Source organism: Herbaspirillum sp. C7C2, assembly GCF_022627865.1.
Lineage (GTDB): Bacteria > Pseudomonadota > Gammaproteobacteria > Burkholderiales > Burkholderiaceae_D > Herbaspirillum > Herbaspirillum frisingense.
Genome location: NZ_JABXGI010000003.1, coordinates 256,043 through 271,606, shown reverse-complemented (window position 1 = coordinate 271,606; position 15,564 = coordinate 256,043). Strand labels below are relative to the sequence as shown.

Below are 15,564 nucleotides of genomic sequence, written 5' to 3'. Positions count from 1 at the left end.
GATGCACGGCAGCCAGCCGGTCGCGCAATGGCAGGTGATTGCGCAGTTGACTGCGCAGTTGATTGCGCACTGGATTGGCAGCACGGCACCGCCACCCAGCAGCAGAGGAAGACGATCATGACCACAGAAGCGACGCAGACCGCACCCGCATCCGCAACCGCAACCGCATTTGCCCGCGACCCCAGCCCCCTGGCCACCGCCGTGGCGGCTGCCGACCATCTCGACGAGCGGCTCCGGGCCTTCGTCTGGCGCCCGGAAAGCTATCCCGCAACCCAGAACACCAGCGGGCCGCTGGCAGGCATCCCGGTGGCAGTCAAGGACCTCATCGATACTGCCGACATGCCCACCGCCTATGGTTCGGCGATCTTCGCCGGCCAGCAACCCGCCGCCGATGCCTGGATCGTGGCCCGGCTGCGCCAGGCCGGTGCCATCATCTTCGGCAAGACCGTGACCACCGAATTCGCCTGGCGTGATCCCGGCGCCACCGTCAACCCCTGGCATCCGGGCTACACCCCCGGAGGTTCCTCCAGTGGCTCGGCGGCGGCAGTGGGCGCGGGCATCGTCGACATCGCCCTGGGTACACAGACGGTCGGCTCCGTCATCCGCCCGGCCGCCTATTGCGGCGCCTATGGCTACAAGCCGACCTTTGGCCGCATTCCCTCCGAGGGCACGCACAAGCTCGCCCCCTCACTGGATCACCTGGGTTTCATCACCTCCAGTCTCTACTGGTCGGCGGTCATGCATGCCGTGATCGTGCGTGACGGCGCCATTGCACCGCCCGTCTCGGCGAGCGCCTTCCATGCCGGCGTCAAACCGGCCCGTGTCGGGATCTATCGCAGTTCGCGCTGGGCGCAGGTACAGGGTGACGTCCAGCAGAATGTCGACGGCGTCATCCGGCGCCTGGAAAGGCAAGGCGTTGCCTGCGTGCCGGTGGAATTGCCCGTCGACCTGGTCGAGATGCATGCCTTGATCAACGAGATCCTGGCCTATGAAGCGCGGGCCGCCCTGCGGGACGATATCCGCGGCAAGGAGGACCTGGCCGGTCCCAATATCCGCGCGCTTATCGAGGCCGGTGCCGCCATCAGCGATGCGCGCTACGAAGAGCTGTGCGCGCGGCTGGCCAGCCTCAGGGCCGAGCGTGATCGCGTCTTCGACGGGCTCGATGCGGTCCTGACCCTGCCTTCGCCGACCACCGCCTTGCCAGGTCTGGACAAGACCGGCGATGCGATCTTCTGCACCCCGGCGACCTTGCTGGGCTTACCGGCGGTGACCTTGCCGTCGGGGTATTCGTCCGACTTCCTGCCCTTCGGCGTGCAACTGATCGGCCCTGGCGACCAGGACCTGGCCTTGCTGCAGCACGCCCAATGGATCAGCACGATCCTGCCCACGATCCGGCCGGCGCAGCGGATGGAGAACTGAGCCGACCGGCGGGCGGAGCCGGCGCAAGGGCGCCCTTGCACCGGCCTGCGGGGCAGGCCACAATGAGGCTCCCCCCATCCTGCAGCCCGCTGCAGGGGGCGTGCCGTCCAGCTCAACGTGCTCATGTCAAAAGCCTTCAAAACCATAGAGCAGCAGGTCCTAAGCCAGCTGCGCAACGATATCCTGCGCGGCAACTATCGCCCCGGTGACAAGTTGCGCCAGGACGATGTCGCGCGCCGCTTCGAAGTCAGCACCACGCCCGTGCGCGAGGCTTTCCGGGGCTTGCGCTCGGAGGGGCTGGTGACCATCGATGCCAACAAGGGCGTGGTGGTCAAGGGACTCTCGGTGCAGGACGTGGCCGAGATCTATGAACTGCGCATCGTGCTGGAGCCGCTGCTGGCACGCAAGTCGGTCGCCTCGATCCGGCCCGATGCCCTGGAGGCAGCCACCGCGCTGCACGAGCAGATGTGCCGGGCCGACGACCCCCATGCCTGGGCGGCGCTGAACTGCGATTTCCATGATCACCTCATGCGCAGTGAACAGGGATCACGCCTGTACGAGATGGTCCGTAACCTGTTGCTGGTGGCCGCACCCTATGTCTCGCTGTCGATCTACCTGCTGCCGCAGATCCAGCTGACCGACAATGAAGAACACGCGCAGATTCTGCAAGGCTACCGGCAGCGCGATGCGGCCCTGGTCGAGCAGATCGTGCGCCAGCATCTGCAGCAGACGCTGGAGGCGATCCAGGATTCGGTCAACGAAGAGACCCTGGGCAGCGCGTTTCGCTAATCTGACTATTGCGCCATGCGGCGCGCAATCTCGCGGATCAGCTGGCGTGCCAGGGTTTGCTTGTCGGCGCGCGGCAGGGCGCTGTGGCCCTGGTCGTCGAACAGCATCAGGGAGTTGTCGTCACGGCCGAAGGTCTGGTGGCCGATATTGCCGACCAGCAGCGGGATGTTCTTCCTGATCCGCTTGGCCGTGCCGTATTGTTCCAGGTTCTCCGATTCGGCTGCAAAGCCCACGCAATAGGGGCGTTGGGGCAGGGCGGCGACGGTGGCGAGGATGTCGGGGTTCTGCACGAATTGCAGTGCTGGCGTATCCTGCTCGTTCTGTTTCTTCAGCTTCTGCGTGCTGGCATTGGCCACGCGCCAGTCGGCCACCGCTGCCACCGCCACGAACAGGTCTTGCCCGGTCACATTGCCCATCACCGCATCGTGCATCTGCTGTGCCGTCTGCACGTCCACGCGACGCACGCCATAGGGTGTCTCCAACGCCGTCGGGCCGGATACCAGCGTCACTTCCGCGCCTGCTTCACGTGCCGCCCGGGCGATCGCATAGCCCATCTTGCCCGAGGACAGATTGGTGATGCCGCGCACCGGGTCGATGGGTTCGAAGGTCGGGCCGGCCGTCAACAGCACGCGGCGGCCCGCCAGCAGCTTGGGCTGGAAGGCGGCGACGATCTCTTCCAGCAGTTGCATCGGTTCCAGCATGCGGCCTTCACCGACTTCGCCACAGGCCTGTGCGCCGGCATCGGGGCCGAGCAGCAGGATGCCGTCTTCCCTGATCTGGCGCACATTGCGCTGGGTCGCCGGGTTCTGCCACATCTCCACGTTCATGGCCGGTGCCACCATCAGGGGCAGCCGTGCCGGACGCGCCACGCACAGCGTCGAGAGCAGGTCGTCACAGGCGCCATGGGCCAGCTTGGAGATGAAGTCGGTGGAGCAGGGCACGATCACCACCGCATCGGCATCGCGGGTGAGGTTGATGTGCGGCATGTTGTTGTCCATGCGCGCATCCCACTGATCGGTATAGACCGGGTTGCCGGTCAGCGCCTGCATGGTGACGGCGGTCATGAAATGGGTGGCCGCCTCGGTCATCACCACATGCACCGACGCCCCGGCGCGGCCAAGTTCGCGCGCCAGCATCGCGGCCTTGTAGCAGGCCACGCCGCCGGTCAGGCCCAGTACGATTTTCTTGCCAGCCAGTTCCATTGCTTGCTCCCTTGCGCCAGGTGGCGCGCCGCAGGTGGGTTGCCGTGCTTGTCGTTCTTACTTCCGGGAGACCCGGCGCAGTTCATCCACCACGAACAATACCGCACCCACGCAGATCGCACTATCGGCGATGTTGAAGGCCGGCCAGTGCCAGTTGCCGACATAGACGTCGAGGAAGTCGATCACGTGGCCATAGACCACGCGGTCGATCACGTTGCCGATGGCGCCGCCCAGGATCAGCGCCAGCGCCCAGCAGAACATGCGCTGGCCGGGATGCTTGCGCAGCAGGTGGATGATGAACACCGCCGCGCCGATGCCGATGGCGGTGAAGAGGTAACGCTGCCAGCCACCGCTGGCGGCCAGGAAGCTGAAGGCCGCGCCCTTGTTGTAGACCAGCACCAGGTTGAAGAAACCGGTCACCGGCAGCGATTCGCCGTAGTGGAACAGTTTCAGGATGGTGATCTTGGAGAGCTGGTCCAGCAGCAGCACGATGGTGGCGATGCCCAGCCAGGGCAGCAGGCCCTGGGTGGAAGAGGACGAGGCGGAAGAGGAGGAGCGCTTTTTGGTTGCCATGGATGTTCTTGTTTGAGTGAGCTGCCCGCTGCGCAGAGTGCAGCGGGCAGCTTGCAAGGCCGTCCTGCTTGGATCAGGTGATCAGGCGAAGCGACGCTTCTCGCCCTGGCCGAACAGGTTGCTGACGCAGCGGCCGCACAGGCCGGGATGCTCGGGATGAGACCCGACATCGGCGCGATAGTGCCAGCAACGTTCACATTTCTGCTGGGTCGAGGGCGTGACCACCACGCCTTCTTCCTCGGCGCTGGCCACGCGGGTCACGCTGGCTGCGGAGGTGATGAGCACGAACTTGAGGTCTTCACCCAGGCTCTCCAGCAGATCGGCCTTCTCGCCCGACACCTTCAGTTCCACCTCGGCCTGCAGGGAAGAACCGATGCTGCCGGCGATACGCACTTCTTCCAGCTGCTTGGTGACGGCGGCGCGCACTTCGTGCATCACTGCGAACTTGGCCAGCAGGGCTTCGGCATCGCCCACTTCCGGCAGCGCGTAGTAGGTCTGCGAGAAGATGGTCTCGCCGCTGGCCTCGAAGGCTTCCTTGCCGGCAAAGAAGCTCCAGGCTTCTTCGGCGGTGAAGGACAGGATCGGTGCCATCAGGCGCAGCAGCGACTGGGTGATGTGCCACACCGCGGTCTGGGCCGAACGACGCGCCGCCGAATCCACGCCGCTGGTGTAGAGGCGATCCTTGAGGATGTCCAGATAGAAGCCGCCCAGGTCTTCCGAGCAATACATCTGCAGCTTGGCCACCACCGGGTGGAATTCATAGGTCTCGAAGTGCGCCAGGACCTCAGCTTGCAGGCGCGCCATGTTGGCGATGGCGTAGCGGTCGATCTCCAGCAGCTCGGCCACCGGCACGGCGTGCTGCGCCGGGTCGAAGTCGGCCGTGTTGGCCAGCAGGAAGCGCAGGGTATTGCGGATGCGGCGATAGGCTTCCACCACGCGCTTCAGGATTTCGTCCGAGATCGACAGTTCGCCCGAGTAGTCGGTCGAGGCCACCCACAGGCGCAGGATTTCCGCGCCCAGCGAGTCCGAGACCTTCTGTGGGGCCACTACGTTGCCCTTGGACTTGGACATCTTCTTGCCCTCGCCATCGACCACGAAGCCGTGCGTGAGCAGGGCCTTGTAGGGCGCGCGGCCATTCAACATGGACGAGGTCAGGAGCGACGAGTGGAACCAGCCACGATGCTGGTCCGAGCCTTCCAGGTACAAGTCGGCCGGGAACTGCGACTGCTGGCGGTGCGAGCCACGCAGCACGGTCTGGTGGGTGGTGCCGGAGTCGAACCAGACATCCAGCGTGTCGCGGTTCTTGACGTAGTGCTCGGCATCCTCGCCCAGCAGTTCCTTGGGGTCCAGCGCCTGCCAGGCTTCGATGCCGCTCTTCTCGATGCGCTGGGCCACCTGTTCGATCAGCTCCGGCGTACGCGGATGCAGCTCGCCCGTTTCCTTGTGCACGAAGAAGGCCATCGGCACGCCCCACTGGCGCTGGCGCGACAGGGTCCAGTCCGGACGGTTGGCGATCATGCCGTGCAGGCGTGCCTTGCCCCAGCCGGGGAAGAAGGCGGTGTCTTCGATGCCTTGCAGCGCGGTCTGGCGCAGGCTGGGGCCGCCATCCTTGGGCGTGTTGTCCATGCTGGCGAACCACTGTGAGGTGGCGCGGTAGACGATGGGGGTCTTGTGGCGCCAGCAATGCATGTAGCTGTGGTCGAACATGACCAGCTTGAACAGCGAACTCACTTCTTCCAGCTTGGCGCAGATCGGCTTGGAGGCTTCCCAGATGGTCAGGCCGGCGAACAGCGGCAGCCAGGACGCATAGCGGCCATCGCCCATGACCGGGTTGAGGATGTCGTCATCCTTCATCCCGTGCGCCTTGCAGGAGATGAAGTCTTCGATACCGTAGGCCGGCGCCGAGTGGACGATGCCGGTACCGCTGTCGGCGGTCACGTATTCACCCAGGTAGACCGGCGAGAGGCGGTCGTAGCCGGCATCGGCCTTGGCCAGCGGATGGTGGAAGCGGATCAGCGAGAGCTTCTCGCCGGTGGTGGTGGCGATGATCTTGCCTTCCAGGCCGAAGCGCTGCAGGCAGGATTCGACCAGGTCCTTGGCCAGGATCAGCAGCGTGGCTTCGCCGTTGCGGCTGGTCTCGACCAGCGCGTATTCGAATTCCGGGTGGACGTTGAGCGCCTGGTTGGACGGGATGGTCCAGGGCGTGGTGGTCCAGATGACGATGTAGCCGTGGCGGGTCGGCAGGTCGGTCAGGCCGAAGGCGGTGGCCAGCTTGTCGTGTTCGGCGAAGGGGAAGCCGACATCGATGGCCGGGTCGCGCTTGTCCTGGTATTCCACTTCCGCCTCGGCCAGGGCCGAGCCGCAATCGAAGCACCAGTTCACGGGCTTGAGGCCACGATAGACATAGCCCTTCTCCAGGATCGTGCCGAGCGCGCGCAGCTCATCGGCTTCGTTGGAGAAGTTCATGGTCTTGTACGGGTTGTCCCATTCACCCAGCACGCCCAGGCGGATGAAGTCGGCCTTCTGGCGCTCGATCTGCTCGCCGGCGTAGGCACGCGCCTTGGCCTGCACTTCGGCCACCGGCAGGTTCTTGCCGAACTGCTTCTCGATCTGGATTTCGATGGGCATGCCGTGGCAATCCCAGCCCGGCACGTATTGCGCGTCGAAGCCGGCCATGTTGCGGGCCTTGACGATCATGTCCTTCAAGATCTTGTTGACGGCGTGGCCGATGTGGATGTCGCCGTTGGCATACGGAGGACCGTCATGCAGGATGAACTTGGGACGGCCGGCCGACGCCTTGCGGATACGTTCGTAGACCTTCTTCTCCTGCCACTGCTTGACCCATTGCGGCTCGCGCTTGGCCAGGTCGCCGCGCATGGGGAAGGCGGTCTCGGTCATGTTGACCGGGTATTTGGAGGGCGCCTTGCCGGCTTTTTCCGGTTTGCCGGGCTTGGCGGAGTTGTCGTTGCTGGACATGAGAAAGCTTTCCTTGGATGCAGTTTGATTCTGGCGCCGGGCGTGCTGACATGCGCGCTGGCGAAATGCGGATGGGGCGGCTGGACGACGGCGGAAGCGCTGCTCCGGCCATCGCCCAGCGTTCAAATTCGGTCGGTGGCCGAGACGGCGAAGCCGGCGTTCTCGCGGAACCAGGCGCGGGCATGGTCGACGTCGCGGGCGATGGCGGTGGTCAGTGTGGGCAGGTCCACGTACTTTTCCTCGTCGCGCAGCTTCTGCAGGAACTCGACCCGCACCAGCTTGCCGTAGCAATCGCCCTGGAAGTCCAGCAGGTGGGTTTCCAGCAGGACCCGCCCGCTGTCATCCACGGTCGGACGCACGCCCAGGCTGGCCACGGCCGGCAACGGCCGGTCCGCCAGGCCATGCACCTGCACCACGAAGATGCCCGACAGGGCCGGACGCTTGTGGCCCACGCGCATGTTCAGGGTGGGGAAGCCGATGGTGCGGCCCAGTTTCTTGCCATGGACCACGCGCCCGCTGATGGCGTAGGGGTGGCCCAGCAACTGGCGCGACAGGTCGAAGTCGCCCTCGGCCAGTGCCGCCCGCACGGCGGAAGAAGAGATACGCACACCGGCATTGGTCACCGTCGGCAGGGCATGGACCTCGAAGCCATGCTGGCGGCCGGCCTCGATCAGGGTGTCCAGGGTACCGGCGCGGCGCGCGCCGAAGCAGAAGTCGTCGCCCACCATCAGCCAGCGCACATGCAGGCCCTGTACCAGGATCTTCTCGATGAAGTCCTGCGGGGAGAGCGCGGCGAAGTGGCTGCCGAAATGCTCCACGACCACGCGGTCGATGCCGGAGTCGGCCAGCGATTGCAGCTTGTCGCGCAGGTTGGCGATGCGCGCCGGGGCGCGTTCGGGGGTGCCGGCCAGTTGGGCGAAGAATTCACGCGGATGCGGTTCGAAGGTCATCACCGCCGCGTCCAGGCCCAGTTTGCCGGCGGCCTCGCGCACGCGTGCCAGCAGGGCCTGGTGGCCCAGATGCACGCCGTCGAAATTGCCGATGGTCAGCGCGCACGGGGCGCGCGATTCGGCTGTGGGAAGTCCGCGAAATACCTTCATTGAGCCGCTGGAGAGATGCGCTGTTACAAAAGCCTTCCATTATAAATGGTTTCGGACGCTTTCCCTGATTTGGTGGCGGGATCGGGGGGATCAAGCGCCTGCTTGCGCATCTCAGGAAGCTTTTTTCACATTTCCCAATAGAAATATTGCTTTTCGTGCATGCCTGGCAGTCTTATCTCGGCTTGGCCAAGTTCAGCGCAGGGCCGGCACCGCTTCCGGCTCCTGCAACTGGCGCGCCTCGGCCAGCATCCAGATGGTGATCTTGCGCACCTCCAGCTTGCTCTGGGTGATGTGGGCGCGCAGCAGGATCTGCGCCTCGGTGGCGCGGCGCTTGGCCACCAGCTGCAGGATCTTTCCGTGTTCCTCGTAGGTGGCGTCGACGCGCTTCTTCTTGAGGAAGTCCAGGCGGCGCACGATGCGGATCTTTTCGGTGACCTCGGTATGGACCCGGGTCATCTCCTGGTTGCCGGCGGCGGCCACCAGGTTGGTATGGAAGGCTTCGTCCAGTTCGGCCACCTGCACCGCGTCGGCGAGCCGATCTTCCGGCTGTACCAGCCAGATCGCGTTCAGCTGCTCCAGGCCGGCGCCGGGCTCTTCCTGGCTGCACAGCTTTTCCAGCGCCGCCATCTCCAGCACGATGCGCAGGTCGTAGAGATTGTCGAGCCGGTCGAAATCGATGGGGCAGACCTTCCAGCCGCGCCGGAAGCCCACCTCCAGATAGCCCTCGCGCTGTAGCCGGAACAGCGCATCCCGCAGCGGCGTGCGCGAGACGCCCTGGCGCTGCGCCATCTCGGTCTCGGTGAAATTGTCGCCGGGCAGCAGGCGGAAGCTGAAGATGTCGTCCTTGATCCGGTGATAGACCTGTTCGGCGAGCGGATTGGCAACGGTGACGGTCATGGCGCGGGCATTCTGGTGTTCTCGGGAGGCGGTCTCATGCCATCAGGCTGACGTGGGCGGCGACGATGCGCCAGCCTTCTTCCATGCGGACCCAGGTCTGCATCTGACGGCCGATCCGGTCGGACGTGTGGTCCGTGAATTCGGTGGAGACGGTAGCATAGTCGGTGCCGAAGGTAGTGACAACGGTACGCTGCAGCTTGCGCGAGGCCGGTACCGGGGTGCAGGTCTTGCGGTACTGGCGGATCGCCTCACCACCCAGCAGTACCTCGCCCACGCCATAGCGCACCGTCTGCGGCGCATACCAGAACCAGCGGTCCAGGGTGGGGATGTCATTGACCAGCAAGGCGTATTCGTAATCGGTGAAGGCCTGTTCGACCTCGGCCACCACATGGGGCAGGTTCACTTGCATCATGGATTGTCTCCTGTGTAGGCAGCCACGCCGGCCTGCAGTTGTGCCAGCGGGGCACGCCAGCCGACGATGCCGCCCTGGGCCGTCAGCATCTCCAGCGTGGTGCGATGGAAGTCGGGGAAGTAGCTGGCGCAGGCATCCTCGATCACCAGGCATTCATAGCCACGGTCATTGGCCTCGCGCATCGAGGTCTGCACGCAAACCTCGGTGGTCACGCCGGCCACCAGCAGGTGGGTGATGCGACGCTCCTGCAGTTGTGCATGCAGGTCGGTGGCGTAAAAGGCGCCCTTGCCGGGTTTGTCGATGACCAGTTCGCCCTCCACCGGCGCCAGTTGAGGCAGGATCTGATTGCCCGGCTCGCCTTGCACCAGGATGCGGCCCATCGGTCCGACATCGCCGATGCCCAGCGTCGGGTTGCCGCGCAGGCGCTTGGAGCGCGGGCAGTCCGACAGGTCTGGCAGGTGCGATTCGCGGGTATGCACCACCAGCATGCCGGCCTCGCGTGCCAGCTGCAGCAGCGCCGCCACGGTCGGCACGATGGCCGCCAGCGGCCGCACGTCATTGCCGAGCGCACTGCCGAAGCCGCCTTCCTCGATGAAGTCGCGCTGCATGTCGATCACCACCAGCGCCGTGCTGCGCGGGTGGAACTGGTAAGGGTAGGGCGTGGCGTCGATACGGATCATGCGGCCTCGGCGTGAGTGGGTTGTTCGGAGTGGCCCGCCATCCAGCGGCCCAGCGCGGCGCGGTCGGCGCCCCGGGTGGCGACATCCTGCGCCACATGCACGATGCGGCCTTCGGTCATCACCAGGATGCGGTCGGACAGCTCCAGCAATTCGTCCAGGTCTTCGCTCACCAGCAACACCGCAGCTCCACGTGCGCGGGCCTGCAGCAGGCGGGCGTGGATGTCGGCCACCGAGGCGAAGTCCAGGCCGAACACCGGGTTGGCCACGATCAGTACGTTGGGGGCAGCGGCGCTGTCGCCATGATTGGCATCGCCAGCGGTCGCATGCTCGCCCAGTTCGCGGGCCAGCACGGCGCGCTGCACGTTGCCACCGGAGAGCGTGCCGATGGCGCGTTCCGGCAACGGCGGCTTGACGTTGAAGGCGCTGATGAGCGATTGCGCCTGGCGCTTCATGGCGGCCCGGTCGATGCGCCAGCCACCGCGTTTGAAGGGAGCGACGTCGAAGTTGCGCAGCGCCATGTTCTCGGCCACGCTCATGCCCGGGATGCAGGCATTGCGCAGCGGTTCTTCCGGCAACGCGAACACGCGCAGGCGGCGCATCTCGGCGCGGGTGGCGGCGTAGGGTGCGCCGGCTACGTGGATCTCGCCCTGCAGGTGACGGCGCTGGCCCAGCAGGGCTTCCACCAGTTCCTTCTGGCCATTGCCGGAGATGCCGGCCAGCCCCACGATCTCGCCCTGCCTGACCTGCAACGACAAGGCCCGCACCGCCGCCACGCCACGATCATTGTTGACCGTGAGATCGCGCACCTCCAGTCCCACCGACGCCTGCGCCGGCACCGCAGGGCGCGCCACCTGCGCCTTTTCCTGGCGGGCATGGCCCATCATCCAGTGCGCCAGCTCGTCCGGACTGGTATCGGCCACGCGGGCGCTGCCCACCAGCCGGCCCTTGCGCAGCACGGTGACATCGTCGGCATAGGCGCTCACTTCATGGAACTTGTGGGTGATCATCAGCACCGTCAGCTCCTGCTGGCGGGTCAGGGCGTGCATCAGGCCCAGCACTTCGTCGGCCTCCTGGGGCGTGAGCACCGAGGTCGGCTCATCCAGGATCAGGAAGCGACGCCGCAGGTAGAGTTGCTTGAGGATTTCCAGCTTCTGTTTTTCGCCGGCCGAGAGGCTGCTCACCGCCCGGTCCAGCGCCAGCCGGAAGGGCATGCGCGCCATGAATTCTTCCAGCGCCGCGCGTTCGCTGCCCCAGCGGATGCGCCAGGGCAGGTCGCCCCGTGCCAGCAGCAGGTTTTCAGCCACGTTCAGGCTGGGCGCCAGCGTGAAGTGCTGATAGACCATGCCGATGCCCAACTGGCTGGGCGTGCGCGCACCACGGATGTCCACCTCGCGCCGGTCGGCCATGACGCTGCCCTGGTCGAGCGGGCTATACCCCACCAGACCCTTGACCAGCGTGCTCTTGCCGGCGCCGTTCTCCCCCAGCAGGGCGTGGATGGTGCCGGCACGAATCTTCAGCGACACCTCGTCCAGCGCCCGGAAGCTGCCGAAGGACTTGCCGGCGCCGAGGATTTCCAGCTCAAGCGCGTGCATGATCAGGCCCCGATCACATCGATCAGCGCGGCCGAATCCGAGACCGCGCCGAAGACGCCACCCTGCATCTTGATCATCGACAGCGCTGCCAGGTGGTTGTTGTGGTCGGTGGCGCCACAGCAGTCGGAGAGCATCACGCATTCGAAGCCGCGGTCATTGGCCTCGCGCATGGTGGTGTGCACGCAGACATCGGTAGTGATGCCGGTCAGCACGATGTTGCGGATGCCCCGGGTGTGCAGGATCATTTCCAGGTCGGTGGCGCAGAAGGAGCCTTTGCCGGGTTTGTCAATGATGATCTCGCCGGCGATGGGCGCCAGCTCCGGGATGATTTCCCAGCCCGGCTCGCCGCGCACCAGGATGCGGCCGCAGGGACCGGCGTCGCCGATGCCCACGCCATTGGTACCGATCTGGCGCGAGCGCCAGCGCTTGTTGGCGGGCAGGTCGGAGAGGTCGGGGCGGTGGCCTTCGCGGGTGTGGATGATGGTGTAGCCACCGGCGCGCATGGCGGCCAGCACGCGCTTGATCGGCTCGATCGGCGCGCGCGTGAGCGAGAGGTCATAGCCCATCTTGTCGACGTAACCGCCGATGCCGCAGAAATCGGTCTGCATGTCGATGACGATGAGCGCGGTATTGGCCGGGGTCAGGGCGCCATCGTAGGGCCAGGCATAGGGTTCGGCCTTGATGAAGAGTTTGGACATGGTGGCTCCTAGGTTGATTATCGGGTCAGGCTCAGTTCGCCCGGGGCGCTGGACAGCGTGCGGTCGGGACGGCAGGTGAGGATCATGATCAAGAGCGTCAGCGCATAGGGCGCCGCATTGAAGAGGTAGTAACCGGAGGTCACGCCCACTGCCTGCAGCGCCGGGCCCAGCGCGCCGGCCGCGCCGAACAGCAGCGCCGCCAGCAGGCAGCGCCAGGGTTGCCAGCGCGCGAAGATCACCAGCGCTACCGCCATCAGGCCCTGGCCGCTGGAGAGACCTTCGTTCCAGCTGCCGGGGTAGTACAGCGAGAGATAGGCGCCGCCCACCGCTGCCAGGAAGCCGCCTGCGGCGGTGGCAGCAATACGCGTGCCGGTCAGGCGATAACCCAGTGCGCGGGCGGTTTCGGCATGGTCGCCCACCAGCCGCAGCGCCAGCCCCCAGCGCGTGGCCGACAGGCCCCATTGCAGCAGCAGGGCCAGCGCCACGCCGACGAAGAACAGCGCATTGATCTGCAGGGCGTGGTGCAAGCGCTCATTGCTGCTCCAGGCGCCCAGGTCGATGGAAGGCAGCATCGGCGCCTGCGGCTGGATGAAGGGCTTGCCCAGGAAGAAGGCCAGGCCGGTGCCCAGCAGCATCAAGGCAATGCCGAAGGCGATGTCGTTGACCCGTGGCAGCGAGCACACCACCCCGTGCAGCACCCCCAGCAGCAAGCCCGAGCAGCCCGCCGCCAGCACCCCCAGCCAGGCCGAGCCGGTGTAGAAGGAGGCCGCATAGCCGGTCATGGCGCCGCAGACCAGGATGCCTTCCAGCCCCAGGTTCACGCGTCCGCCTTTTTCGGTGAGGCATTCGCCCAGGCTGACGAAGAGGAAGGGCGTGCCGACCCGGATCGCCCCGGCGAACAGCGCCAGCAGCAGGGTCGCATAGTCGAAGTCATGCATGGCGGGACTCCTTGCTCGGGAGGGTTGGCGCCGCCTGCTGCCAGCGCAGCTTCAGGGCGGCCAGGCGGCCGGTGATGGATTCCCAGGCCAGCAGGTTGCAGAACAGCAGGCCCTGCAGCACCAGCGTGGTGGCGTCGGGCAGGTCCAGTCGGCGTTGCAGCAGGCTGCCGCTGGCTTCCACGCCACCGATGACGATTGCGCAGACAATGATGGCCAGCGGATTCTGGCGTGCCGCGAAGGCCACCAGGATGCCCGAGAAACCATAGCCGGCCAGCAGCGCACTGGTGGCGCTGCCTTGCACGGCGCTGACCTCGAACATTCCCGCCAGTCCGGCCGCCGCGCCCCCCAGCGCGCAGGCCGTGAGCACCAGGCGATTGACCGACAGCCCCACCAGCCGCGCCGTGCGCACATTGCCGCCCACCACGCCCATGGCAAAGCCGGACACGCTATGGCGCAGGAACACCCAGGCCGCGATACAGGCGATGGCGCCCCAGGCCAGGCCCCAATGCACTTCCAGCCCCGGCAGCGAACCCACCAGGTAGGGGTCGGGCAAGGGCAGGGTGGAGGGCTTGTTCAGGCTGGCCGGGTCGCGCAGCGGGCCTTCCACCAGATGCTTGAACACCGCCACGGCGAGATAGGACAGCAACAGGCTGGAGATCGTCTCGTTGACACCGCGCCACTGGCGCAGCCCACCGCACAGGGCGATCCACAGGCCACCGGCCAGCATGGCGGCTACCGCCATGAGCACCAGCATCACCAGCGCCGGCAGGCCCGGCAGCAGTTGCGGCATCACCGCCGCCGCCAGCCCGCCCAGCGCCAGCGCGCCCTCGCCACCGATGACGATGAGCCCCACCCGCGCCGGCAAGGCCACGCACAGGGCAGTCAGCAGCAGGGGCGCGGCACGTTGCAAGGTGTTCTGCCAGGCGAACAGGGTACCGAAGGCACCCTGGTAGATCAGCAGGCAGGCATCGCCCGCCGGCTTGCCTTGCACCAGCAGGAACAGCACGAACAACAGCAGCGTGCCGGCCAGGGCGCACAAGGTCGGCAGGGCCGGCGCCACGCCATTGAGCAGGGCCGACCGCAGCCTGCGCCAGGGCGAGGCCGTCGGTCCGGTCGGCGCAGCCACGCCGGGAGCGGGGAGGGTAGTCATGGTGCCGTCCTGCGTGCTCGCGTCAGACCTGGCCGACCACGCCGGCCACCAGGTAATTCATCTTCTCCAGCGCCACATCGGTCTGGACCTGGGTGGTGCCGGCCGGGATCACGGTATTGCCCTTGTTGTCCTTGATCGGTCCCTTGAAGATCTGGAACTTGCCGGCCAGCATCTGGGCCTTGATGTCGTCCGCCTTCTTCTTGGCCGGGGCGCTCACGGCTGCGCCATAGGGCGACATCTTCACGAAGTTGTCCTTCAGGCCGCCGCGCAGGAAGTTGATCATGGGCTTGCCTTCCAGCGTGGCCTTGACGATCTCGGTATAGGGGGTGGCCCAGTTCCACTCGGCGCCGGTGAGATAACCCTTGGGCGCCAGCGAAGCCTGGCTGGCGTGATAGCCGGTGGTCATGATGCCGCGCTTCTCGGCGGTCTCGACGATCACCTTGGGGCCGTCGACGTGGCAGGTGATGACGTCGCAACCCTGGTCGATGAGGCTGTTGGCGGCTTCGGCTTCCTTCACCGGCAGCGACCAGTCACCGGTGAAGATGACGTGGCAGGTGATGGAAGGGTCGACCGACTGCGCGCCCAGGGTGAAGGCGTTGATGTTGCGCAGCACCTGCGGAATGGGCTTGGCGGCGATGAAGGCCAGCTTCTTGCTCTTGCTCATGTGGCCGGCCACTACGCCGGAGAGGTATTCGCACTCCTCGATGTAGCCGAAGAAGCTGCCCACGTTCATCGGGTGCTTGCCGGCGGTCCACAGGCCGCCACAGTGGGCGATGCGCACCTTGGGATATTTCTCGGCGATCTTCAGGACATGCGGGTCGAAGTAGCCGAAGGAGGTCGGGAAGAGCAGGGTGGCGCCATCCTGCTGGATCATGGCTTCCATGGTCTTTTGCACGGCCACGGTCTCGGGGACCTTTTCTTCTTCGATCACCTTCACGCCCGGCATCTTCTTGATGATGGCGGCAGCTTGCGCATGCGACTGGTTGTAGCCGAAGTCATCGCGCGCGCCGACATAGATGAAGCCCACGGTCAGGGGACCTGCGGCCAGCAGATCGAGCGGGAAGGCGGCGCCCAGGGCGGCGGCTCCGGACAGTTTCAGAAAATCGCGGCGGTTTTTCATGTTGTTGCGCTCCAGTCT

14 protein-coding genes are annotated in these 15,564 nt (G+C 65.9%); 2 read left to right on the top strand and 12 right to left on the bottom strand.

Going from position 1 to position 15,564, the window contains the following annotated elements:
* Positions 1-117: 117 nt before the first annotated feature.
* Together HWE04_RS07175 and HWE04_RS07170 are read left to right on the top strand one after the other, a co-directional pair.
* Complete coding sequence (locus HWE04_RS07175) at positions 118-1,419, top strand: amidase (RefSeq protein WP_241811967.1); 1,302 nt, start codon at positions 118-120, stop codon at positions 1,417-1,419.
* A gap of 123 nt (positions 1,420-1,542) precedes the next feature.
* Positions 1,543-2,208 (top strand): GntR family transcriptional regulator, encoded by a 666-nt coding sequence (locus HWE04_RS07170; RefSeq protein WP_006463158.1) that lies wholly within the window; start codon positions 1,543-1,545, stop codon positions 2,206-2,208.
* Between the two features lie 5 nt (positions 2,209-2,213).
* Here the strand turns inward: HWE04_RS07170 and coaBC are convergent, their stop codons facing one another.
* From coaBC to HWE04_RS07110, 12 genes are all read right to left on the bottom strand, one after another.
* Positions 2,214-3,410 carry a bifunctional phosphopantothenoylcysteine decarboxylase/phosphopantothenate--cysteine ligase CoaBC gene (coaBC, locus tag HWE04_RS07165; protein ID WP_241811966.1) on the bottom strand — a complete coding sequence of 399 codons (1,197 nt, stop codon included), beginning with the start codon at positions 3,408-3,410 and terminating at the stop codon, positions 2,214-2,216.
* Between the two features lie 57 nt (positions 3,411-3,467).
* Positions 3,468-3,983 (bottom strand): signal peptidase II, encoded by a 516-nt coding sequence (gene lspA / locus HWE04_RS07160; protein WP_006463156.1) that lies wholly within the window; start codon positions 3,981-3,983, stop codon positions 3,468-3,470.
* A gap of 81 nt (positions 3,984-4,064) precedes the next feature.
* Positions 4,065-6,959, bottom strand: a complete 2,895-nt coding sequence (gene ileS / locus HWE04_RS07155) for an isoleucine--tRNA ligase (RefSeq protein WP_241811965.1) — start codon at positions 6,957-6,959, stop codon at positions 4,065-4,067.
* 122 nt (positions 6,960-7,081) lie between these two features.
* The gene (locus HWE04_RS07150; RefSeq protein ID WP_241811964.1) at positions 7,082-8,059 is read right to left on the bottom strand and encodes a bifunctional riboflavin kinase/FAD synthetase; all 978 of its coding nucleotides are present in this window, start codon (positions 8,057-8,059) and stop codon (positions 7,082-7,084) included.
* 192 nt (positions 8,060-8,251) lie between these two features.
* Positions 8,252-8,956: a GntR family transcriptional regulator gene (locus HWE04_RS07145; protein ID WP_234295873.1), complete on the bottom strand. Its 705-nt coding sequence runs from the start codon at positions 8,954-8,956 to the stop codon at positions 8,252-8,254.
* A 34-nt stretch (positions 8,957-8,990) separates the two neighbouring features.
* Positions 8,991-9,368, bottom strand: a complete 378-nt coding sequence (hpxZ, locus tag HWE04_RS07140) for an oxalurate catabolism protein HpxZ (RefSeq protein ID WP_006463152.1) — start codon at positions 9,366-9,368, stop codon at positions 8,991-8,993.
* Positions 9,365-10,048: a cysteine hydrolase family protein gene (locus HWE04_RS07135; RefSeq protein WP_241811963.1), complete on the bottom strand. Its 684-nt coding sequence runs from the start codon at positions 10,046-10,048 to the stop codon at positions 9,365-9,367. Before HWE04_RS07135 ends, hpxZ begins: the two co-directional genes overlap by 4 nt.
* Positions 10,045-11,640 (bottom strand): ABC transporter ATP-binding protein, encoded by a 1,596-nt coding sequence (locus tag HWE04_RS07130; protein ID WP_241811962.1) that lies wholly within the window; start codon positions 11,638-11,640, stop codon positions 10,045-10,047. Before HWE04_RS07130 ends, HWE04_RS07135 begins: the two co-directional genes overlap by 4 nt.
* Positions 11,641-11,642: 2 nt before the next feature.
* On the bottom strand, positions 11,643-12,338 hold the full coding sequence (gene biuH / locus HWE04_RS07125; protein WP_241811961.1) for a biuret amidohydrolase: 696 nt from the start codon (positions 12,336-12,338) through the stop codon (positions 11,643-11,645).
* Positions 12,339-12,355: 17 nt separating this feature from the next.
* Positions 12,356-13,276 (bottom strand): ABC transporter permease, encoded by a 921-nt coding sequence (locus tag HWE04_RS07120; RefSeq protein WP_006463148.1) that lies wholly within the window; start codon positions 13,274-13,276, stop codon positions 12,356-12,358.
* Positions 13,269-14,426 carry an ABC transporter permease gene (locus HWE04_RS07115; RefSeq protein ID WP_006463147.1) on the bottom strand — a complete coding sequence of 386 codons (1,158 nt, stop codon included), beginning with the start codon at positions 14,424-14,426 and terminating at the stop codon, positions 13,269-13,271. The genes HWE04_RS07120 and HWE04_RS07115 overlap by 8 nt, the downstream gene beginning before the upstream one ends.
* Positions 14,427-14,448: 22 nt before the next feature.
* Positions 14,449-15,546, bottom strand: a complete 1,098-nt coding sequence (locus HWE04_RS07110; RefSeq protein ID WP_102661293.1) for a BMP family ABC transporter substrate-binding protein — start codon at positions 15,544-15,546, stop codon at positions 14,449-14,451.
* Between the last annotated feature and the right edge of the window lie 18 nt (positions 15,547-15,564).